The 24,074-nt window shown below is 43.5% G+C and carries 15 protein-coding genes and 1 other RNA gene; 6 read left to right on the plus strand and 10 right to left on the minus strand.

From position 1 onward, the window contains the following. Positions 1–61: 61 nt before the first annotated feature. The 3 genes from M0Q51_07960 to M0Q51_07970 form a co-directional block, all read right to left on the minus strand. The gene (locus tag M0Q51_07960; protein ID MCK9399910.1) at positions 62–817 is read right to left on the minus strand and encodes a 30S ribosomal protein S16; all 756 of its coding nucleotides are present in this window, start codon (positions 815–817) and stop codon (positions 62–64) included. Between the two features lie 256 nt (positions 818–1,073). Next, entirely contained in the window at positions 1,074–2,561 is a 1,488-nt protein-coding gene (locus M0Q51_07965) for a T9SS type A sorting domain-containing protein (protein MCK9399911.1), read from the minus strand. Positions 2,562–2,619: 58 nt separating this feature from the next. Then, on the minus strand, positions 2,620–3,636 hold the full coding sequence (locus M0Q51_07970; protein ID MCK9399912.1) for a hypothetical protein: 1,017 nt from the start codon (positions 3,634–3,636) through the stop codon (positions 2,620–2,622). A gap of 453 nt (positions 3,637–4,089) precedes the next feature. On the opposite strand from M0Q51_07970, the gene dnaE reads away from it, so the two are divergent. The 3 genes from dnaE (at position 4,090) to M0Q51_07985 (ending at position 9,676) form a co-directional block, all read left to right on the plus strand. After that, a complete protein-coding gene (gene dnaE / locus M0Q51_07975) occupies positions 4,090–8,334 on the plus strand; it encodes a DNA polymerase III subunit alpha (protein MCK9399913.1) in 4,245 nt (1,414 codons plus the stop codon). A gap of 78 nt (positions 8,335–8,412) precedes the next feature. Then, positions 8,413–8,730, plus strand: coding sequence for a thioredoxin (gene trxA / locus M0Q51_07980; GenBank protein ID MCK9399914.1), 318 nt, complete (start codon positions 8,413–8,415; stop codon positions 8,728–8,730). A 10-nt stretch (positions 8,731–8,740) separates the two neighbouring features. Next, positions 8,741–9,676, plus strand: a complete 936-nt coding sequence (locus M0Q51_07985) for a DUF58 domain-containing protein (protein MCK9399915.1) — start codon at positions 8,741–8,743, stop codon at positions 9,674–9,676. Here the strand turns inward: M0Q51_07985 and M0Q51_07990 are convergent. Then, positions 9,673–11,781, minus strand: coding sequence for a hypothetical protein (locus M0Q51_07990; protein MCK9399916.1), 2,109 nt, complete (start codon positions 11,779–11,781; stop codon positions 9,673–9,675). The two genes, M0Q51_07985 and M0Q51_07990, sit on opposite strands and share 4 nt — an antisense overlap. Next, positions 11,778–12,602 carry a hypothetical protein gene (locus M0Q51_07995; protein ID MCK9399917.1) on the minus strand — a complete coding sequence of 275 codons (825 nt, stop codon included), beginning with the start codon at positions 12,600–12,602 and terminating at the stop codon, positions 11,778–11,780. Before M0Q51_07995 ends, M0Q51_07990 begins: the two co-directional genes overlap by 4 nt. A 171-nt stretch (positions 12,603–12,773) precedes the next feature. Between M0Q51_07995 and M0Q51_08000 the strand changes: the two genes are divergently transcribed. Continuing rightward, positions 12,774–13,430 carry a DUF2461 domain-containing protein gene (locus tag M0Q51_08000; protein ID MCK9399918.1) on the plus strand — a complete coding sequence of 219 codons (657 nt, stop codon included), beginning with the start codon at positions 12,774–12,776 and terminating at the stop codon, positions 13,428–13,430. Positions 13,431–13,775: 345 nt separating this feature from the next. Here M0Q51_08000 and gyrB read toward each other — a convergent pair whose 3' ends face one another. The 4 genes from gyrB to rnpB form a co-directional block, all read right to left on the minus strand. Then, positions 13,776–15,737 carry a DNA topoisomerase (ATP-hydrolyzing) subunit B gene (gene gyrB, locus M0Q51_08005; GenBank protein MCK9399919.1) on the minus strand — a complete coding sequence of 654 codons (1,962 nt, stop codon included), beginning with the start codon at positions 15,735–15,737 and terminating at the stop codon, positions 13,776–13,778. Positions 15,738–15,865: 128 nt separating this feature from the next. Further along, positions 15,866–17,563 carry a hypothetical protein gene (locus M0Q51_08010; protein ID MCK9399920.1) on the minus strand — a complete coding sequence of 566 codons (1,698 nt, stop codon included), beginning with the start codon at positions 17,561–17,563 and terminating at the stop codon, positions 15,866–15,868. A 38-nt stretch (positions 17,564–17,601) separates the two neighbouring features. Then, on the minus strand, positions 17,602–20,613 hold the full coding sequence (locus tag M0Q51_08015; protein ID MCK9399921.1) for a tetratricopeptide repeat protein: 3,012 nt from the start codon (positions 20,611–20,613) through the stop codon (positions 17,602–17,604). A gap of 212 nt (positions 20,614–20,825) precedes the next feature. Next, positions 20,826–21,259, minus strand: an RNA gene (gene rnpB / locus M0Q51_08020) — RNase P RNA component class A. A gap of 142 nt (positions 21,260–21,401) precedes the next feature. On the opposite strand from rnpB, the gene M0Q51_08025 reads away from it, so the two are divergent. Continuing rightward, positions 21,402–22,739 (plus strand): MATE family efflux transporter, encoded by a 1,338-nt coding sequence (locus M0Q51_08025; GenBank protein ID MCK9399922.1) that lies wholly within the window; start codon positions 21,402–21,404, stop codon positions 22,737–22,739. Positions 22,740–22,758: 19 nt separating this feature from the next. Here M0Q51_08025 and M0Q51_08030 read toward each other — a convergent pair whose 3' ends face one another. Then, positions 22,759–23,661, minus strand: a complete 903-nt coding sequence (locus M0Q51_08030) for a hypothetical protein (protein MCK9399923.1) — start codon at positions 23,659–23,661, stop codon at positions 22,759–22,761. A gap of 211 nt (positions 23,662–23,872) precedes the next feature. Here M0Q51_08030 and M0Q51_08035 point away from each other — a divergent pair. Further along, positions 23,873–24,074 (plus strand): DUF4372 domain-containing protein (locus M0Q51_08035; GenBank protein MCK9399924.1); only part of this gene is annotated, 202 nt, incomplete at its 3' end.

Here is a 24,074-nt window from a genome sequence, read left to right on the forward strand (position 1 = left end):
GGGCAATAAGTATAGAGTTAAAATTGAAAATTGAAAATTGAAAATTATTTTTAATAATCAATTATGCTTTGGTTTCAGCTTCTTCTTCAGCAGGCTCTACAGACGGTTCTTCAGACGCAATTTCTTCCACTGCAGGTTGTTCTTCAACAACGGGCTCCACTTCAGCAACAACTTCTTCAACAGTGGCTGGCTCTTCTTCGACTACGGGCTCAACTTCAGTCACAACTTCTTCCACGACTGCAGGTTGCTCTTCAACAACGGGCTGCACTTCAGCTACCGGTTCTTCTGCAACGACGTCCTGAGTTTCTGCTTCAGGTTCTTCTTCGGTGGTTTCAGCGGCGTGTTTTGCTTTCAGTTCTTTAGCGCGTTTTGCCTGAAGTTCCTTTGCACGGGTCTCGTTGACTTTCATTTCGGCTTCCATCCGTTTTTTGCGGCCATCTTTGCTCGATAATTCTACCTCTTTGATCTTGGCGACAAATTTTTCCTTTTTCTCCTGCAACCAGGTCTGGAATTTAGCTTCGGCCATTTCTTCAGTCAAAGCGCCTTTTTTCACACCTTTCATCAGGTGATGCTTATATAGTATTCCTTTGAAGGATAAAAGAGCGTTTACCGTATCGGTAGGTTCTGCCCCGGCCTGAAGCCAGTAAAGGGCACGTTCAAAATTGATGTCGATTTCGGTTGGTTTGGACACAGGATTGTAAATGCCAATTCTTTCGATGAATTTCCCGTCCCGTGGTGCACGACCATCCGCAATGACAACGTGGTAAAAAGGAACCCCTTTTTTACCTTTTCTCTGCAATCTGATTTTCGTTGGCATAAATTGTTAATTTTTATCGTTGGATTATATTTCGAAAATTGGGGTGCAAAGATCGGAAAATAATTCCAGATTCCAAATGCCGGGGGATAAATTATCGAAAATTATTCGGGGGTTACGGGTTCGATTGTTCTATTGTTCGATTGTTCAGTTGATCTATTGTTCGATTGTTCAAAAAATTCACACAAATTAAACACAAATTATTTAGTGAAAATTTGTTGAAACAAGACCATTTTCTGACGACCTACTGACTGAACATCTACATTTTAATCCATTTCCCTGACTGGATCATCCGTTGATTCCGGTCATAGATCCGGTAAAGATAAATCCCGGCAGGCAGGCTTGAGACAGTTATGGAATTTGTGCCAGACGAAAGTTCCGCTTCGAATTCCATCCTTCCTGTCAGGTCAAAAAGTTGAAACTCTAACTGATCTAATGGTAAATTAACATTTAACGTCTCGTTCCCGGGATTTGGATATATTGTGAACATGTGTTTGTCCGGTTGAATTTCCTGGGTCCAGACAATAAGACCTTCGCTATCTACTTTTGCCACGTAGATGTCTCTTTCCATATCTTGCGTTTCGTAGTCATATCGGTTTCCAACCATTAAACAACCGCTATCGCTTGTAGCCAGAATGCTGTATAAAAAATAATAAGCATCGCCTCCGTACCAGTTTTCCCATATTGGAGTGATGTCGGGATTGATTTTTATTAAATGGAACCAGGAATCTAATGTGCTAAAGAAAGGATTGTAATAGTCAAAATTGGATGTCCCCCCAACGTATATGTTATTATCATATTTACTAACTCCCTGAAACATCGAAGGGTGATCTCTGAAAGGATTTTTTTTAAATGTCCCGTAATCAATTAAAGATCCTGTTTCTGTTATTGTAAGAACATTTAATGCATAATCATTTGGAGGAAATGCTCCTGATTTTCCGCATATTAATATTTCACCTTGATTAAGGTATATTGGTGAATAAAAATCATACACACGCAATGGAATCGAATCAATATTCAGGCTATCTAAATTCTTGTTAAGAGTAAGTCTTTGACCTGATGTTCCAAAAACTTCTGTGAAATGACTAACAAAGGCATAATATTTTGAGCTGTCTTGACTTTCTATTAAATCGAATGAGAAATGTATTGGAACCCATGAAGTATAAAAATGTGATGTAAGTGAATCACCATTTAAGCTCAACTTGTAAAAGAAAGCATCATTATTATAATTCGTATCTCTATTTTGATTTGTATCTAAACGAGTTGTATAACCCGTTATAACAAAATTGCTGTCTGAATCGATAATGGAATTCATATAAGAAAACCATCGAGATGCAGGAATATCAAGTAATTTCTCATTTACTATAATTAAATTTTTATCAAGTTTCAAATATAATAGTTTGGTAGTTTCAGCATCAATGCGTTTGGAGCCTAGAAGAAATAAGTTATCATTAAAAAAAAATACATTAAAAAACATTGAGGTCCTACTTTCTTGCGATGTGTCAAACACCATTTCATCCATTAATTCTCCTGACGGAGCAAGCCGTATGAGATAAGCTTGTGTAAGGTCTAATTCTTTGGAGTACTTGCGCCCAACAAGAATGAAATTTCCATCATCATCTTCTGTTACACAGTTTATTATCTGATCGTCCGGATTTGATATTGTTGTTTGAAATGTGTATTGTGCATCTAATGTAATGCTAAACGAAATAAACAACGATAATGTAATAATGAATGTCTTTTTCATTTTATAACAATTAAATCCAAAGAGGTCATAACGACCTCTTTGGATGATGATAGAATTATCATAGCTCCTCAGGTGGGTTGGAACTTGTATGCCATACACCATATGTAAATGTAGCAATATGAGACATAAGCCAGCAATCTTCATTCTCATTCTCGCCACAAAGCAAATACATTGTGTCATCCCTTAAATGATACTCAATTAGACTTTTCCCCGTCGGTAGGTACATGTTTGCAATCGTATTTAGTGCATTTTTGTAATACCAAATTTCATCAGTGGAACAACAATGATGATATAATGTTACCGTTTGAAAATCATAAAATAACATATAACTCCCATAGGGATTATTGTTTGTGGGTACATTGTAATAATTTACTTCTATAAATGTTGGATTATCATAATAAGAGTTTCCTGATGGCTTACTTATATCAACACGTGCTAACTGAGCAATTTTGTCAGCAGCATCATGGCCAACGCCAAGGCCAGAGCCATCACATCTTCCAAGTTCCCAGCCCCAATACCACGGGTAATTATTTCCACCAGGTATATCACTTTCTGTTCCAAAACCCGAAGTTACTTTAAAAGTGGCGGCTACTCCACTAATCCCGCTTAATGAAATATCCGCAACAATAAGTTGTTTTTCATTTGAAGTAATTCGATCCTTATGTGCTATGAGGCTATCTATGACCTTATCATAAATACCCGGAATATTAGCAGCGGGAATGAGTCCGTCTGTAAGAGGTACTGCAATAAATGAAGAGTCAATGGTATAACCGTCACGGGAATAACTTGCATCGCCATAAGTATAATTTGCCAAAGCCTCTATGTAATATATGGCATCGTCGACTTCCCACGGACTACCTCCTGATTTCAAAGTGGGATTTTCACGGATGAAATCAATTTCATCTCTGAAGGCAATAATCTTTTTTTCCAATTGAAGGTCCATTAATGACTGTCCGGTTTGGTTATTGGAATTATCATTCCCGATTTTTTCTTTCTGACAGGAATAGATGATCAAACTTGCTATAAAAATAACACTGATACCTAAAAAAGTGAATAAATGTTTGATTTTGAACAACAAAAGGCATTCACCTTTTGTTGTTAATGAAATAGAAAAGACTTGTTTTAAGAAAAAATGGCTGTTTATGGAGCGTACAGCGATTTTGGATCCAAGATGTTAACCAATTATATTTTAATTCTAGCTTCATACCCGCAATTATAATATATAAAGAATCGAAATCTATAGTTGAAAACCACTAGTAAAATAATTTAGCACCTTTCTAAATCAGATATTAAAAAACCAAACTATTTCACAAATGGCGTATTGCAACGAAGATTGAAAGACGAATTTTTAAATCGAAAATGTTCCATGAAATGCGCAATGCGAATTGCGAACTGCGAACTGCGAACCGCGAACTGCGAACCACCGACCGGAAAAACTTCCCCATTTTTATCAACACACCCGTTTCATCCAGTCAATTTATCTATTTTTAGCCATCTAACCTTTAAAACCTAAATCCCAGCTAATCAGATGTTCCTGATTTACGATACCGAAACTACAGGCCTGCCGAGAAACTTTGAGGCGCCTGTCACCGTCCTTGAAAACTGGCCGCGTGTGATCCAGCTTGCCTGGCAATTGCATGATGCCGACGGGAACCTGATCGAAGCGAAAGAATTTATTATCCGGCCGGATAATTTTACCATTCCATACAATGCTGCTAAAATTCATGGCATTACTACTGAATTAGCATTACAGGAAGGCGAAGACCTTAGGCTGGTCCTGGAACAATTTATCAATGCCCTTAGCCGCACAAAGGTGATCGTGGGGCATAATATCGACTTCGACCTTAATATTATAGGTGCTGAATTTTTGCGTTGTGGCTTTGAGAATTACTTCGAAGGGAAAGCCCAGCTTTGCACCAAGCTTGAGTCGGTTGAATACTGCGCCCTTCCGGGTGGACGCGGAGGTGGATTCAAATGGCCCACCCTGGGAGAACTTCATCAAAAGTTGTTTCAGGAAGATTTTCCCGAGGCCCATAACGCAGCTACGGATGTGATGGCAACAGCGCGCTGCTTCCTCGAAATGGTCCGCCTGGGCCTGATTACAGCAGGAAAACTTGGATTGGAACCTGAAGCTGTGAAGGATTTTATCACCAGCCACCCCAATCCGGTTCAGCCGGAGAAAATTACCGTCCGGACCTTTAAGGTGAGCCCAGAAGAGACACAACCGGAAACCATCCCGGAGCCTCAAAAAGAATCCCCTGCTGCCGTTACATCATCTGTCTTTTGCCACCTGCATGTCCATTCGCAATATTCGATCCTGCAAGCTACTGCTGATGTTAAGGATATCATTGAGAAGGCTGTAAAATTTAAATTACCGGCCATCGCCCTGACCGATCATGGTAACCTCTTTGGCGCATTTGCTTTCATCAGCGAAGCCGTTAAAAACAATATCAAGCCCATTATTGGCTGTGAATTTTATGTAGCCATCGAACGGGCCAGGAAGAAATTCACCAAGGATAATCCGGATGTCAGGCATCACCAGGTATTACTTGCGAAGAACTTTACTGGTTATCAAAACCTGTCACGCTTATCTTCACTTGGATTTCTTGAAGGTTTTTATGACGGCGTTCCGCGCGTCGATAAAGCCCTCATCGAACAGTATTGTGATGGATTGATCGCCACGACAGGCGGTATGAAATCGGAAGTGCCTGAACTTATCCTGAATGTCGGCGAGACCCAGGCTGAAGAGGCTTTTCGTTACTGGCACAAGCTGTTCGGGGATGATTTTTATGTCCAGCTTAACCGCCACGGCCTGCCCGAAGAAGAACATGTGAATAAAATACTTATCCAGTTGGCCCATAAATATGGTGTTAAGGTCATTGCAGCCAATAATGCCTATTACCTGGAAAAAGAAGATGCCGAAATCCATGATATGCTGATTTGCCTGCAAACCAACGAATACCAGGCAACTCCGGTTGGACACGGCAGAGGCTTCCGGTTCGGGTTCCCGAACAATGAGTTTTACCTGAAGAGCCAGGAGGAAATGCTGGAATTGTTCCGTGATATCCCTGAAGCAATCGATAACATTGCAGAAATAATAGATAAGATCGAAGCTTTCCCCATCAGGCGTGAACCACTGATGCCGGATTACACCATACCTGAAAATTTTTCCGATGCAAATGAATACCTCCGCTATGTGACTTACCTGGGCGCAGAGGAAAGATATAGTGAGGTTACCCCGGACCTGAGCGAGCGGATCGACTTTGAACTGGCCACTATCAGGAAGATGGGCTATCCTGGCTATTTTCTTATCGTTCAGGAAATCCTTCACCAGGCCCGGGAGATGGATGTTTCCGTGGGACCTGGACGCGGATCGGCCGCGGGCTCGGTGGTCGCTTTCTGCCTGAGGATTACCGATATCGATCCGATCAGGTATAATCTTCTTTTTGAACGATTCCTCAATCCCGACCGGGTTTCACTTCCTGATATCGATATTGATTTTGATGAAGATGGAAGGGAACGCGTGCTGAAGTGGGTAGTGGAAAAGTATGGCGCCGGCAGGGTGGCCCAGGTGATCACCTTTGGTAAAATGGCTCCCAAAGGCGCCATCCGCGATATCGCCCGCGTGAAACAACTACCGCTGAATGAGTCTGACCGCCTGGCCAAACTCGTATCCATGAAGCCTGGGACAACTTTCCGGACGGCCTACACCGAATCACCTGACCTGCTCAGGGAAAGGAAAGAAGGTGAAGCCCTGGTGATGGAAACACTCAAAGGCGCAGAAAGGATCGAAGGTCAGATCAGGAATACCGGAACGCATGCCTGTGGTATCATCATCGGCAAAAGCGAACTTATCGACCTGATCCCGCTTAGTATCACAAAGGAATCCGATATGCTGGCCACGCAATTTGACGGAAGCCAGATCGGAAGCGTAGGGATGCTCAAAATGGACTTCCTGGGGCTGAAGACCTTGTCGATTATCAAGGATACGCTGATCAACATAAAGAAATCAAAAAAGATAGACCTCGATATCGAAACAATCACCTTCGATGATCCTGAGACATTTAAACTATACTCCCGTGGTGATACCAACGGCATCTTCCAGTTTGAATCGGAAGGGATGAAAAAACATCTCAGGGATCTGAAGCCCAACCGCTTTGAGGACCTGATCGCCATGAACGCCCTTTACCGCCCGGGGCCGATGGAATATATCCCCAACTTTATCAATCGTAAACATGGCCGGGAGAAGATCGAGTATTCCCTCCCGGAAATGGAGGAGATACTGAAAGAAACATACGGCATTACTGTTTACCAGGAGCAGGTCATGCTGCTTTCCCAGAAACTTGCAGGGTTTACGAAGGGTGAAGCAGATGAGCTAAGGAAAGGGATAGGTAAGAAGAAAAAAGAGATTATGGCCCCACTGAACGCGAAGTTCATAGCAGGTATAAAAATGAACGGCTTTGATGAAGAGCTGGCCAATAAAATCTGGACTGACTGGGAAGCCTTTGCCGGTTACGCTTTCAACAAATCACATTCAACCTGTTACGCGGTAGTTTCTTACCGGATGGCTTACCTTAAGGCCCATTACCCCGCAGAATTCATGGCTGCGGTGCTCAGCAGGCATCTCAGCGAGATCAAGAAGATCACTTTTTTCATCGATGAGTGCAAACACTTGAATATCCCTGTACTTGGCCCTGATGTCAATGAAAGCGAACTGCATTTTGTGGTGAATAAAAAAGGGGGCATCCGTTTTGGTATGGCTGCCATTAAAGGGATAGGGGAGTCCGCCGTCAATGCCATCATTGAAGAGCGGGATACAAATGGCCCATTCAGGAGTATTTTCGACTTTGCCAAACGCATCAATTTGCGCGCTGTGAATAAACGTGCGATGGAAGCCCTGGGAAAAGCAGGGGCATTCGATTGCTTCGAAGGCATCCACCGGGCGCAGTATTTCCAGCAGGAGAATTCCGAAGATGCTTTTTTCCTGGAAAAGATCGTTCGCCATGCGGCTCTTTTCCAGGAAAAACAACAGGCTTCCCAACATTCACTATTTGGCGATGATCTGACGGTCGACATGCAGGATCCAAAAATCCCCGATTGTCCACCATGGTCGAAACATCAGCAATTGAAGAACGAACGGGAAGTCACGGGTTTTTATATTTCAGGGCATCCGCTGGATGAGTATAAGGCCGAAATCGACGCCTTTTGCAATATAACTTTCCAGGATTTGAACAGCGGGTTAAGCCTGCACATGAATAAAGCCCTCTCTTTTGCCGGCATTATCAATGCGGCAGAGATCCGCACCGCTAAGACCGGTAATCAATATGCCAATTTTGAGCTTGAAGATTTTTCAGACGCCTACCGACTTTCCCTTTTTTCTGATGATTTTATGCGCTTTAAATACCTGCTGGTGGAAGGCACTTATGTGCTGATCTTTGCCCGCATCGAAGTCAATAAGAAAAACAACCGTCCTGAAGTCCGGGTTAAAAATATGGTTCTCCTTGCAGAAGCCATGGAGAAATTTTGCAAATCTATCAGCGTGACGGTTGAACTGGATAAACTCGACAGCGAATTTATCAGGGAGCTAACTAAAATTGTTCGTTCCCATCCTGGCGAGTGTGAAATGAACCTTCGGATAAAAGATACCGGAGATGGTCTATTGCTTGGGTTACACCCCAGGAAATTCAGAATAAACCCATCTGGTTTTGTCCATGCCGTCTCGGGTTTGGAGCCGTTGGAAATCAAATTGAACGGCTTTCAGATGAATGGATGAAAATATGAACCTGAGAAGATTTCAAGGACGAATTTTTATTAATTTTGACCCCTGATAATTAACTAAAAATAATTAGATATGGCTTTAGAAATCACTGATGCGAATTTCCAGGAAACAGTCCTGAATTCAGACAAACCGGTTATAGTTGACTTTTGGGCGGAATGGTGCGGCCCTTGCCGTATGGTCGGACCGATTGTCGAGGAAATAGGACGCGAATACAGTGGAACGGTCGTAGTTGGAAAAGTAAATGTAGATCATAACCCGGGAATTACTGCCAAATTTGGTATCCGTAATATTCCTACGCTGCTCTTCTTCAAAGGCGGACAAGTAGTTGATAAACAAGTTGGTGCTGTGCCGAAGCAGATTATTGTCGGCAAACTTCAGTCACACTTATAGAATTATTTTATTGACATTTTCAATCGATCATAACCGGCTTCAACAGTTCGGTTCACTTGAATTCCTTGCCAGGCAAGTCGTAGAAGGGTTTATAGTTGGTCTGCACCAGAGCCCTTTCCACGGCTTTTCTGTTGAATTCGCCGAACACCGGCTTTACAACGCAGGAGAATCGATCAAAAACATCGATTGGAAGTTGTATGGCCGCACGGATAAACTTTTTGTCAAAAGGTTCGAAGAGGAGACCAACCTGCGGTGCCAGCTGGTGATCGATAATTCTTCATCGATGTATTACCCGGTCTGTGAAAAACCAAGCATCGACCAGCCTAACAAAATTACATTTTCAATTTATGCAGCCGCTGCCCTTATGAATCTGATGCGAAGGCAGCGGGATGCCGTAGGGTTGAACATTTTTGCGGAGCAGATCGGATTTTCTTCCGTGGCCAAATCAAGTTCAGTGCATTTTAAGTACCTCTATTCGGAACTTGAAAAGATGCTGGAACCCATCCCTGTTGAAATGAAGCGCAATACAGCTGCGACTGCTGCTCTTCACGAAATTGCCGATAATATCCATAAACGCTCGCTCGTTGTGATCTTTTCCGATATGTTCGAAGCCACAGGAAGTAGTTCCGGCCTTTTTTCAGCACTGCAGCACCTCCGGCATAACAAACATGAAGTTGTCCTGTTTCATGTGATTGATAAAAAGCAGGAGATTGATTTCGATTTTGATAACAGACCTTACAAGTTTATAGACTTGGAAAGTGGACGGCAGGTTAAAGTCAATCCTCTTGAAGTCAAAGCCGAATATAACCGCTCTGTGCAGGCTTTTACTACCGAATTGAAAATTAAGTGCGGGCAATACCGGATAGATTTCGTGGAAGCCGATATCAATGCCGGTTTTGAACAGATACTTCTCCCATACCTGCTGAAAAGAGAGAAGCTTTATTAACCCGGCAATTTAATCCTGGCCTGGATTTCAATTTCGTTCTGGCGGTTCCTGTCAACTTCATCCCATCCCGAACCAATATGACGGTTTTTATAATAAACGGTTGATAACCTCAGCCATAAGTCCAGCCAATCTACCGGCGTCCACCTGAACATCATGATCCCCCGGATTCCTTTCCCGTAATGCATGAATGAAGTGAAATCATAAAGCACATCATTTTCATAGGCGTAAATTCTGTTATCATAATCGGGAACATCGAAAAAGCACACCCTGAGCCAGATTTTTGCATCTATCATGGAAGGGGAAAACTCAATATCCTGGAATATCAACCAGCCAGGATTGAGAGCCTGAACTTTTTTGGGTGCGAGGTCACACTCCACACGGGTTTTGAATCTAAATCCCGGCTTTGCTTCAAAACGTCCTTCCAGGCGCAGCTTATACTGAGATAAATTTAAAGGATGACTAATCCAGGCGGAACTTTCAGGATCTGTCGCAGAATTTTGAAGGTACCTGAAGGAAAAAGCCATTGACCGGGCCTGTGGCCATGCTTTTTCTACTAATACCCTGACCTCTTTTCGATCTGACGGCGCGTTCAGGTCATAACTTGCCCAAACTGAACGCGAAATATCAGTCATTAATCCGACAAGCCATTTTTTCGGCAATTCAACCTTGATATCAACCTGAAGGCCGTTTTGTCCGGAATTACGGCTTGAAGAGATGAAGCCTGATCCATACAAGTTTTGATAGTCAACAGCGAAATAGCGGTGAACAATACTAATCTGAGCTCCAGGCGCAGGCATCATTTCAATCCCGGTTACCACCGCCATGGCTTTGTTCCTACAGACGGATGTTTCGTTGAATATATGCACTTTGTGTAACCAGAAGGTTGAAGAAATTCCGGCAATAAGATTAGACCTGCCAGTAAATTCAAATTTCGCATAAGGCCGGCTGCTTTTAACTACTGATGCGTCAAATTGGTTATACATCGCTATAATCCCTGTTTTCAGCCAGTTGTTGGCATAAACCAGGAAGCCGCCGATTACCTTTTCCCCGATTGTTTTCCTGTTGCTCAATTCGCTGATAGTACGGTGCATCCCTGATTTATCAATAGAGGAAAATGATACAGGATTGCCCAGGCTGTCGGTGACAATGGAGATGCCATCAATTTTTTGAAATGAAGCAAACCCTGTTAGTGAAAACCTGCCAGGTCCGGCACTAAAAGCAACTCCCCTGAAGAATCCTGTTTCGCTGACCGATGTCTGGGGCCGGATCCGATTTGCCATCCCCGCCATTCCATTACGGCCTTTAATGACCGATTGCCCTCCTGCCAGGTTTATGCCGTAACCGAAACTGACCCTGTAATTACCTAAAATCATAGACTTGACCGGCCCCAGGTTCTTTAAGTGCAGATATCCCGAAAACAGGTCAGGAGTTTTGATTTTCATTGAAATTAAAGATGAAGAAATGAGGAAAGGCTCCCCTGGATCTTTTTCCATCCTCAGGCCCATAGCAAGTTTGTTCCTGTATTCAAGGTCGTAACGCATCGCTAATCTGAAAGGAGATCCTGAATAGACAGGTTCTCCGGGATTTTCACTATCAGTGTTTACCTGCTCATAACCTTTACTTTTTTCAGTGTTGAAGGCAGTTTTAAGAATCAGGCTCTGATGTACAGACCGGAAGCTGAACTTCTTAAAAGTCCTTGGCTTTTTAGGGAGATCAACGGTAACTAATGGAATCACCTTTCGGACAGCCTGAAAGTCCCATCCTTCGATGAATGAGAGTTCATAGACTGAAAGAAGGTTTCCATAAATCAGCCGGTATTCTTTCAGTTTATTAAGTTGGAAAAGGCTGATGATTTTATACTCCATGAGCCAATCTGCTTCTTCCGTGTTGATGCCAAGGGGATCTTCAAGCCATTGGTCGATAATATCCTGCCATTCTTCTAAAGTTGAAAGATAGGCCTCATCCGATGCCAGAATTTCTTCGGCATAATCTTCATAGGCCGTGACCTGTCGATTGTTTTCCTGTGATTTGACGAGACATGGGAATGAAATGAGCAGAAAGGCAGTCAGCACAAATGCGGCCGGATATCTTCCATTAGTATTCATTTAATATCATATTGGAGTGATATCTGCGGGGTAAAACCTAGGTATTGGTGATAGGCAGAGGAAAATTCAAAAAGAAGCCGGTTATGGCGTAAACCTGTACCAAATGAGTAAGAAGCCGGGAAAATCCTTATACCGCCCCTGATGAAAAAAATATCCCTGAAGATATACTCCATCCCGATCTTCAGACATGGAGAGAGGTCCAGGTCCTTTTCACATTCGGCATGTATGAACAAAGCGGGTGAATACTGAAATGACATACCAAGTTTGAGTATAGCAGGCAGGGTTGCATTATCTTTACTTTTATAATACAATTGAAAGGGATTGAAGGTGGCAAAAGCCAGGTTTACTTTTTTTGAAAGAACGATAATGGTGCCTAATTCATAACTGACCTGGTGAAGAGGCGGGGCTTCTCCTCCCGCTTTTTGAAAGACATAGACAAGGCTGATCCCTGTGAGGACATGTTCCCCAAATTGCCGCCCATAGCCGAGGCTGACCTTTTGATCGATAAAAGCCTGGTATCCTGAAAATATGGTGAAAATGCCCAGGCAGCCTTTACCGGCAGGAATCGATGCAGCAATGGCATAATATCCCAGCTCCTTCATAAGATATCGCTGTTCCGCGTTTGTTGCCAATGAAATATGATTATACCTGGCCAACCCGGCCGGGTTGTTAGCCACGGCCCAGGCATCTTCCAATCCTGCTGAGACCCCTGCTAATGAGGCGCTTCTTGCCCCTGCAGCGGTCGTTTGACATTTTAACTGTAACCAGGGAACCAGCACCATCACGCATACAAGTACCCTCCATATTAACCTGATGCTCATTATAATTTATTTTGAATTTGAAATCAGTGGAACAGTGGAACGGTGAAACAGTGGAACCGAAACTTAAATTTTCAATTTTCAATTTTCAATTTGATATTACTGGTTAATCCGTTTTTTCCTCATTTTATACCCGGTCAAAACAGTAAAAAAAATAATTTTGTTAAAAAAAACATGGATACTATCTTATTTGAATTCCTCAGAGATCTGAAAACCAATAATAACCGTGAATGGTTTCAGGCTAACAAAGACCGTTATAACCAGGCGCGGCTGGCATTTGAATCTTTTATCAATGAATTGATCCCCCTGATCAGAACTGTTGATCCACTGGTTGATATGATCACGGCAAAGGATTGTGTATTCAGGATTTATCGCGATGTACGCTTTTCTGCTGACAAGGCACCTTATAAGACCAATATGGGTGCCTATATTGCCAGGGGTGGGAAAAGTTCAGTCATGGCGGGTTATTATGTCCATTTCGAACACGGGGAATCATTCCTGGCAGGTGGGCTTTATATGCCGCCTGCAGAAACCCTGAAGAAAATCCGGGATGAGATTTATTACCAGGCCGAAGATTTAAAAAAAATAATCTACAGAAAAGAATTTACTGATTGTTTCGGGCAGTTGGATGATCCGGGAAAGATGAAGAATCCTCCGAAAGGTTATTCAAAGGAATTCCGTGATATAGACCTCCTGAAATTCCGCAGTTATGCTGCCATGCACCCTGTTCCTGACCATGTTGCCTTATCAGAAAGCTACCTCAATTATGCAGTAGAAGTGTTCCGGACCTTATATCCCCTTAATGCATACTTTAACAGGATGTTTGCCTGAAACGAAAGTATTTGAAAGGTATTGATTTGCATTATCTTATGAAAAAGGAAAGTTCTGATCCAAAAGGATAGTTTCCGAAAACTGACCCAAAGCTACCGTTAACTGATTTGTTCTTTACCAGTTTCAGGATGAGAGATATCTTTGTCTCGGATTAATTGGTTAATTATTTCCTACTTCAGAGGCTTTTGGGGGTTTGGTTAAATTGGTTTACTTTACTTCAAAAGTCCTATCTCACCTAAAACTAGTAAGACTTGGCAAAAGCAACCCCGGCTCCGTCGGGGTTGTTTTATTTTAGGGACTCCATCCCAAAGTATGGAATCCCTTATTTATTAAGTGTCGATTTTTTTAAGCGTCGATGTTTGCGTATTTGGCATGGGTCTCAATGAATTCCCTTCTTGGCGGGACATCATCACCCATGAGCATGGAGAAAACACGGTCGGCTTCAGTGCCGTTTTCAATGGTAACCTGGCGCAGGGTTCGGAATGCCGGGTTCATGGTCGTATCCCACAATTGTTCGGCATTCATTTCGCCAAGACCTTTATAACGCTGTATGTGAACGTTTTTTTCACTTCCAGTGGCAGAAAATTCCCTTACGGTAGCTTCCCGCTCTTCTTCGGTCCAGCAATAACGCTCATTCTTCCCGCTTTTGATCAGGTAGAGGGGAGGGGTGGCAATATAAACATAACCCTGCTCGATCAGATCATTCATATACCTGAAAAAGAAAGTGAGGATCAGGGTAGCGATATGGCTGCCATCAACGTCAGCATCAGTCATGATGATGACCTTATGATAACGAAGCTTATCCAGGTTCAGCGCTTTGGTGTCTTCTTCAGTACCGATGGAAACACCCAGGGCAGTGAAAATATTCTTGATTTCTTCATTATCGAAGATTTTATGCACCATGGCTTTCTCTACGTTGAGGATCTTGCCCCTCAGGGGAAGGATCGCCTGAAAAGCCCTGTCCCGCCCTTGTTTTGCTGTTCCACCGGCTGAATCTCCCTCGACCAGGTAAATTTCTGATTTGGCAGGGTCTCTTTCGGAGCAATCCGATAGTTTCCCCGGTAATCCTGAACCGGTGAGCACGTTTTTCCTTTGCACCAGTTCGCGGGCTTTTCGGGCGGCATGACGGGCCATGGCGGCTAAAATCACTTTATCAACGATGATCCTGGCGACTTTCGGGTGTTCTTCCAGGTAATAAGCCAGATATTCCGAAACGAGCTGGTCGACAGCCCCCATTACTTCATTATTGCCAAGTTTTGTTTTTGTCTGGCCTTCGAACTGGGGCTCCTGGACTTTAACCGATATGATGGCAGTAAGTCCTTCCCGGAAGTCATCCCCGTTAATGTCGAATTTCAATTTTGAAAGAAATCCTGCTTTATCGGCATAGGCTTTCAGGGTGCGGGTAAGCCCCCTCCTGAAACCTGCAAGGTGTGTGCCTCCTTCATGGGTATTAATGTTATTGACGTAAGCGTGAATATTCTCCGCAAAAGAAGTATTGTATTGCAGGGCAATTTCCATGGGAATATCGCTCTTTTCCCCTTCGATGGTTATGGGATCGGACATTAGTGCTTCCCGGTTAACATCGAGGTATTTGATGAAATCCTTCAGCCCTTCTTCAGAGTAAAATTCAGTTGAGAGAAAGCTGCCATCTTCGTTTCGTTGACGCTCGTCGGTGATTGTCAGCCGGATGCCTTTGTTCAGGAAAGCCAGCTCACGCAATCGGGTTGAGATCAATTCATAATCGTATTCGGTGACAATGAAGATGCTATCGTCTGGCGTAAAAGTCACCTGGGTTCCGGTTTTATCCGTTTCCCCGATCACTTTGACACTATAGACCGGCTTTCCATAATTGTATTCCTGCTGGAAAATCTTTCCTTCCCTGTAAATAGTGGCGACAAGTTTTTTCGAAAGGGCATTGACGCAGGAGACCCCGACGCCATGCAATCCTCCCGATACTTTATAAGAACCTTTGTCAAATTTTCCACCGGCATGAAGGACAGTCATAACCACTTCCAGTGCAGACCGGTTTTCCTTTTCGTGCAGCCCCGTAGGGATGCCACGGCCATTGTCGATTACGGTGATTGAATTGCCTTCATGTATGATCAGATCGATGCGGTCACAAAATCCGCCAAGGGCTTCGTCGATGGAGTTGTCGACCACTTCATGCACCAAATGGTGCAAACCCCGCTGGCTGATGTCGCCAATGTACATCGCCGGACGCTTGCGGACGGCTTCCAAACCCTCCAGAACCTGTATATTGTCAGCTGTATATTCCTGTGCCTGTAAGTTTTTTTCTTCTGCAGTCATAATCAATTAGTTACATAAAAATAGATAAGTTAACAAATTTACGGATTTTTCCTGAATAAAATTGAGAAAACATCAGTAAAATCAAGCATTTTATTAACAAAATCGTGTTGAAAGGATTAGGGCTTATTTCAGAAGGTTAATTTGACCCCGGCCATCATCTGGATGCCCTGTACCGGATACTGATACCATCGCTGGTAATGTTGATTCAATATATTACTGGCATCTATATAAGCTGAAATCATTTTATTGACCTGGTACTCGAAACCAAGGCCCAGGTCAAATGCTCCGCTGACCTTGACAGGGACGACTTCACCTGCTTCAAATGTCCGTGCATATTTTGATCCTAATGCCAGGACTGAAGCCCTGATGGTGTATTTTTCCATTAAAGTATATCCGGCATCCAGTCCGATTTCAAAGTTTGGCATTTGCCATGCTTTCACTTCATCCTTAGGAATATAATGATAATAAGCAGCCATTAAGCGGGCCGAGAATTGGTTGACCTGCATATAACCCAGGCTGGCTTTAATTTTTAGCAGGTTGATGTCTTCATAAATGACATCGAACTTATTCTGTAAAACCAGCGATGTGTCAGTCACAAACAGTGGCATGTCATTCAGGTAAGAGTAATAGGCCTCGGCCAGAAAATTCAACCCGCCGGCATTACCTGTAATCCCGCCTCCGATCTTGATTCGCTCGTCAGTATAATAAATCAGGGGAGTGGAGGTCATAAAAGGGTTGATCCCGGCCAGGCTCCTGAAAGAATTAATTGACCTGTTCCCGGAGACCTCCGCGAAAGCTTTAAGTTTTTCATCTATGATCACAACTTCGGCTTTCAATACAGGGAATGCATCCATTCCCATAGTTGTTTGATTGGCAGAGCTTCCGGCTGCAATATTGATGTTCAATCCTGCTTCAAACCTGTATTGCCCGAACCCAAACCGGTAGATGGGCCTGATCAGGATAAATAAAGGGTTGGAAGATGAGATGGAGTCCTTGTAATTCAAGTAATCCAACCCCAAATCCAGGGCAAAAGAATGCTTAAAATCATTGCCAATGGTTTTAAATCCTTTATCCAGATCAGTAATAAAAGATACCTGGGATTCCCTCGTGCCATAGAAGTCGGAGAAGTAATGAAGTCCAAGCCGGAAAAGGTGGTTCAGCTTATACTTTTCTTTGTAATTGCTGCTGTATTCCGCATTGCCTTGCAAATGCTGAAATCTTTGCCGGATATCATCTTTGGAATATTGTACGTCAGGAAAATTGTCGGGAACGAATCCATAAAAATGAACTACATCACGGTTGTAACCAATATCGGCAGACAAGGTATGATTTTTCGAAAATGTCTTTCCGTAGACTGAAATGAGGTTATGACTGTAACCACTAGGGGGATACCCTTTTATTTTTCCCTGGGAAGAATGGTGCTTAAGCCTGGCCCCAAACTGGTATTTTTCCGATCGAAGAGAGCTGGCCATAAACTCCAGGTATGGCGTTGTATAATTACCGAACCCGACTTTTGCATAATTTCTGTATATCTCGTCCTGTTCCCCTTCACTGAATTTCATAGGCTCGACCGGATCAAGTTCCAGGCGGGTTTCAAGTCTTTTCGTTACATAATCATATTCGAAAGAAGGAGTGTCCTGTTCACCCGGGGTTATTTCCGGTCTGAAAGGTATTTTAGTGGCATCGCTGATGGAAGGAATGTAAGGTGCGATGATGGTCACCTCTTCATTTTGCCCCTGTCCGTATGAGAAATAACCGCTAAATACCAATATACTGATGGATATCAGATAAATTAAAAAGTTTCTCTTTAGGATCTTCGTTATCATGGTCTTCAAAATGAATTAAATCCGGAATAATCAGTTTATCAATTACTTAAAGCATCCAGCTTTTCCTTTGCAACAGCGCCCAATTCAGGGCCTTTATAATTATCAAGCACACTCTGAAGTGTTTGCCGGGCCTGAAATTCATTGCCATTCTTTAAAAAGATATCGGACAAAAGGATAAAACCTTTGGCTACCCAGTAATCAAAAGCCGCAAAATTCTCTGCCAGCGCATATATACGTTCTTCAGCCTCGACCAGGCGCCCTGTCTGGAAGGCAATCACTGCCAGCTGATAGCTGGCTTCAGCCCCGGTTTCGGTGCCGGAAAGCTTTCCGGAGATAGAAAACTCGAATTCAGCCTGTGTAAGGTCCTCCTGGGCGAGATAACTTTGGCCAAGGATAAAATGAGTTTCATTTGTAAGCTCTGCCGATGCTTTTCCGGAAGAAAGAAGTTTCTGCGCAGCCATGGCCGCTGAAGGAAAGTTTTTTAACCTGTAATGGCATCTCATCTGGCCGGTTAGCGAGGCAATTGTATTGTCAGGATCTTCAGCCACCATTTCCAGTTGCTCAAACAGTGGTAAAGCGGCTGAATAGTTGCCTTCAGAATACTCCATTGATGAAGCTGTGGCAAGAGCGGCTTCTGAGAAACGGGAACGCGGTTTTTCCGCTACCATCTTAAATCCTTCCAATGCCTGGCTTAACTGATTAGATTTTAAGTAACATTCAGACTGGTAATAATATGCGTTAGCGACAAAAGCACCGTCCGGGAAGCTATCCAGGTATTTTTTGAAGGAGTTGATGGCCTGGTCGCACTTTCCCTGCATGTAAAGATTCTCGGCCACTTCATAGTTCAGGGAATCTTCTTCGGATGAATTAATTTCGGCAAAAGACAATCCTTTTGCATAAACGTAATACTGGTCGACCTGTCCGGTTTCAATGTAGATATTCTTCAATGCGGCAAGTGCTTCCTGAGCTTCCTGGGTCCCCGGGAATTTCTCTGTCACATATTTGAAAGAGCTGATAGCCTGATTATAATCGTTCCTGTTAAAATAGATAAATCCCTTTCTTAGCGATGCCTGGATGGCTTTTCCTGTAGATGGGTAACCTTGTACAAGCTTATCAAAATAAACCAGTGCCTGGTTTTCCTGGTTGAGCAGGATATAGGATAAAGCCGTTTCGTAAAGGGCATCATCGAGATATCCGGATTTTGGATAATTATTGATCAGGACCTTCATGACATCAATCTTCCGGTTGAAATCCCCTTTAGCACCTTCAGAAAGGGCTTTATAATAAAGGGCATAATCCATTGAGGCTTCTTTTGCCAGGATTGCTTTGTCGTAATTCTTTATAGCCAGGTCATACTTTTTGGAAATGAAGCAGGCGTCGCCCAACCGGAGATATGCATCAGATATGAGCTTTGGATCGCGCGACTGGCCTGCTTCCAGGAACTTGTTGAATTGCGTGATGGCATCACCATATTCTTTCTGGTTGAAATATGCATAGCCAAGATTGTAGTATGCATTGCCATAAAACGATGATCCTTTGGCCTGTTTCGAATTCAGGAAGTCTTTGTAATATTTTATCGCAGCCGGATAATTATTCTGGCGGTAAAATATTTCTCCGACCCAATAGAGTGATTCGGCCCGTATGGATTCATCATAATTGAGTTCAGAAGCTTTTTGATACAGGTCGAGGGCTCCTTCCAGGTCTTGCATATTGAAAAGCTCAGCAGCACGGTAATAAAGGATTTTCTGGTAAGCAGCCTGCAGTTGCTCATTCTTGTTATTGATCAATTCCATGGATACCAACGCTTGCTTGTAATTTTTGGAAGAGAGGTATAATTGGGAAAGATAACCAAAGCCTTCATCTGAGCGGGGCGAATCCGGATGGTCCTTCAGATAGGATTCAAGCAGGCTGATGGATTCATTGTAAGGATTGAAGGGCGATTCCAGACAGATCTTAACATAGTCAAACAGCGCCTCTTCGGCCAGTTCATTGTCAAATCCGTCTTTATAAGCAGATAAGAAAGCATTGCCGGCATATTTTTTCTGCCCGGTTTCATTATAACAAACACCCAGGTAATAGCTGGCGTTCTGCGACAGAGCATCATTCTGGCGGATGACTTGCTGGAAATTAGTAATGGCATTTTTATATTCTCCGGCTTTGTAATTCACAAACCCAAGCAGGTAGTGGTCTTCCCGGCTGAGCGAATTCCTGTTTGACTGTTCATAAATACCAAAATAGAGAGCGGCATTTTTATAATCCTCCGCGTTGAAAAATGCGTTCCCGGTGATCCGGGCGATTTCCGCCTTATTGGTGTTATTGGACGACTCAATCATAGCAGGGCCAATGGCCATGATCTTTTCATAATCGCCCAGGTAGTGATAGATCTGGATTTTATATAGTGGGATGATCTTCTGATAGTGGCGATCGCTTTCGAGTTCTTCGAATGATTTTAAAGCCTGTTTATAGTTCCCCTGAAGATAATCAATATGTGCAAGGAAATATTTAGATTGCCCGTAATAAGGCGATTTCTGGTTGCTGATACGTTGAAAATAGGCTTTTGCTGTAGCCGGGTCTCCGGATTTCAGCTGGGAATAGCCGACCATAAAATAGAGCTCTTCCCGGCTGGCTTTACCGAGGCCGGAAACATTAACACCCTGGAAAGCCTTGATAGCGTCTTTAAACTTATTATCCCTGAAATATATTTTCCCGAGGTAAAGGTTGGCTTCACCGGCCAGGGCATTCTCAGGGTAAGTTTCGATGAACCGGCTTATTTTAGCAGGGGCATCAGCATTATTCAGCTCTGCGGCACTGATTGCTTCGTGAAAGGCAGCGCTGGTTGTTATTTCGGGATCATCAATAGTCAGATTGCCGGAGATATCGTGATATACCTGGCGTGCTGAGCCGAAATTCCTTTGCCGGAACAGATCATCTGCCAGCCGGTAGTCCAGTCCGGGTTGCTGAAATGTGGCGTTTTCCTGGCCAAAGCCCGTGAACTGCAAATTGATGAACAATAAAACAGGGATGAAAATCCTTCTCGGTTTAAAACTCATGGTTTATTAGATATACAAGGGTTTCAAAGGTAGAAAATCGACCGATAGGGATGCTTTAGGAGGATTTAACTTATTAACAAATGATTCTTAATTCGAACGGCAGAAGGTAATTATTATTGTTAAGATGCTAATTTGCCGACCCTTTTAAAAGTCGGCTCAGGGTCAAAATGGAAGAGGCTGCCCCATTATCCGGAGGCAGCCTCTGTTAGTTTCGGGCTGGCAGCCCTGTAAGCAGGATTCTGTATGTCCCCGCGAAAGCGGGGATCTCCACCATTTATCTTGGCCAGGCGTCACCGCCTGGCTCCAGCGGCCTACCCGTTCCGACTCCCTTTGTTTCCGCAGGATTCACGCGGGCAGCATGATGAGGGTAAATGCTTTTCAGGAAAGCGTTTACCCTGATCGGAACATATTTGGCCTTGCAACCCATAAGGTTTACCCGCCCGCCGTGTCACCACGGCGCGCCGTGGGCTCTTACCCCACATTTTCACCCTTATCCCGAGTGACTCGGGACGGTTATTTTCTGTGGCACTTGCTGTGCAATCCCCGCGCAAGCGGGAATCTCCTTCCCGTTAGGAAGTATGGCGCCCTGTGTTGTCCCGACTTTCCTCCCCCGCCTTGCGACGGAAGCGGCAGAGCGGACTGCCAGCCGGGTGCAAAAGTACAACAAAAATGCCAAAGTAGGCCAGGCCCGCTGAGACCGTATATTAAACCTAATGACTTTTGAAAGAATTATTAATTTTACGGAGGATGAACAACCTTCCTGTTAAATCGTTTGATTTAATTAATTCATGAAGGACCTCAGCGTAGGAAAAGAAAGCAGGATAATCTTCCAGTTTGCATTGCCCATGCTATTGGGCAATGTCTTTCAGCAGTTATATACTATTATCAACAGCATCATTGTTGGCAACTTCATCGGAAAGCAAGCCCTTGCAGCCGTCGGTGCTTCATTTCCACTCCTCTTTACCTTGATTTCTTTGGTAATTGGCGTTGGTATCGGCGCTACCATCATTATTGCGCAATATTTCGGAGCTAAGGACATAAAGAATGTCATCCGGACCATAGACACACTCTTTGTATTTATGTTCTTTGCTTCAATCCTGACGACTTTAATAGGCATAATATTAAGCAAACCGATTTTTCAGCTTATTCAGCTTCCGGCAGATATCCTTCCCTATGCTGTTGATTATTTCAATATTTACATGCTGGGATCAGTTTTCTTTTTCGGCTTTAACAGCATCACATCCATACTGAGGGGAATGGGTGATTCGAAAACCCCTCTCTATTTCCTTATCATCTCAACCATCCTGAATATAGCTCTGGACCTGATCTTTGTGGTGGGCTTCAAATTTGGCGTGAAAAGCGTGGCTTTGGCAACGGTCATCTCACAGGCTGTCGCCTTGATTCTTGCCATCATGTACCTGAACAGGACCCATGATTTCATAAACCTGAGCTGGCGAAGACTGGAGTTCGACAGGGAAATTTTGAATAAAAGCCTGAAAATTGGATTTCCGGTCGGATTTCAGCAAGCTTTTGTCGCATTGAGCATGCTTGCGATGTACTGGCTGGTGAACCGATTCGGTACCGATGCCACTGCTGCCTACAGCGTTGTCTTCCGGATCGATACCTTTGCCTCCATGCCGGCCATGAACTTCGCAATGGCGCTCTCTGCCTTTGTCGGACAAAACCTGGGGGCCCAAAAACCGGAACGCGTTAGACATGGTTTGTTATCCACTTTTTATATGACAACTGCCATCTCGATTGCAATTTCTTTGATCGGCATTTTCTTTGCAGGGCCCTTGATGAGATTATTTACCAAAGACCTGGAAGTAATAGCAATAGGTAAAGGCTATCTTCAGATCGTAAGCGGTTTTTACGTTGTTTTCTCCACAATGTTCATAGTAGGCGGGGTGATGCGGGGTGCAGGCGACACGTTTATCCCCATGCTGATCACCTTTTTTGCCTTGTGGGTCGTGCGCATACCTGTCGGTTATTTTCTGTCTGAAAAATGGGGCTATCACGGCATCTGGTGGGCAGTTCCGATTGCATGGGTTGTAGGGCTCGGCCTTTCATTCCTTTATTATATGACCGGCCGGTGGAAGAGAAAGGTTGTGGTTAGGCATGCCTGATGGGAAATGGAGGGAGCTGTCAATCCCCGAAAGTTTCGCGCTTGTAAATGAGTGAATAAGCCAGAACTGTACCGCTGGACTTCATCACTGTTTCAACTGTTGCCTGCAAAAGCTCTCCTTCAGGGCTGTAAACCCGGAAAATTTCGTGATTCAGGTCGCCGTTCAGATCGGTTTCTACCTGGTGGATGACGTTCCCCTGTTCATCAAAGGAGAATTCCGTAGTATTTTTCCTTTGCTTATTTTCTTCGATGATCCGTACGATCCTTCCATGCTCATCTTCTTCATAAATATTCCGCTCGATAAGCTGATCACGGCTGTTATAGCGCAGTTCCTGTTCCCTGAGTCCGGCGGTATTGAATTGATTTATCACGGTAAACGGCTCTTCTTCTTCTGATGACCATATCCTACGGGTTGAAATTAATCCGTTCACATAAGTATCCTCCTGCCTGAAAACCACTTTATCATTTTCATTATACCGTTCAATCTTAACTAACCGGTTATCTTCATAAAAATATTTTTCGGTAGACTCCACTTCATCTTCATCATCCATAACCCGCATCCCGGTGAGATTTCCCCGCTCATCACAGAAATATTCATGCGTGTCTGTTGTCCCGTCCAGGTAATGGATAAATTCCCGGGCCACGTGCCCGTCCTTATCCATCTCCGCTTCCCGCCGTTCGAGAACTTCATCATCCTCGCCGTAAATGAGCGATTCGATCAGTCTGCCGGCTTCGTCATAGCGGTATTCTATCTTATCAGCAATTTCCCCATCCCGAGTGAAAGCTAATTCAAGAATGAGATTACCCGACTCATCGAATTCCCGGTGGGATTGTTTTATGTCGAATTCCTGATCGATATTTATTTCCTCTCCGGGCAGGTGATCGAACCTGTAAATTGTTTCGCTCTTTATTTTTTTACTCATGGTGGCCTGAAAACTTCAATCTGTAAAGTGAACCCGTGATTTCGGCCAAAATTGGTTATTTTTGTCCAATTGACCAAGAAGTTTATTGTTTTTCCGTTTTACACCAATAAAATTTTTCACTACTGACCGACTAAATTAATATAAAAGAGGGTACTTCCAAACGGTTTCCCCTCGATGTTGTAGTTTTGTTTTGTGAACCAAAAACTGCAACATGGGTAAAGATACAGAAATAAAATTAGTCGGACAGCCGATTTTTAAACAAGTACTCGACTTGATTGAAAGAGTAAACATACCAGGGTTGGTTAAAAAGAATAGTGCTGACCGCTATTATAAGGCTTTTCGGGCCAAAACACAGCTTATTACCATGTTGTTTGGTATTTTAAGCCGATGTGACTCAATGAATGAGATATGTG

This window comes from Bacteroidales bacterium (assembly GCA_023229505.1).
Lineage (GTDB): Bacteria > Bacteroidota > Bacteroidia > Bacteroidales > JAGOPY01 > JAGOPY01.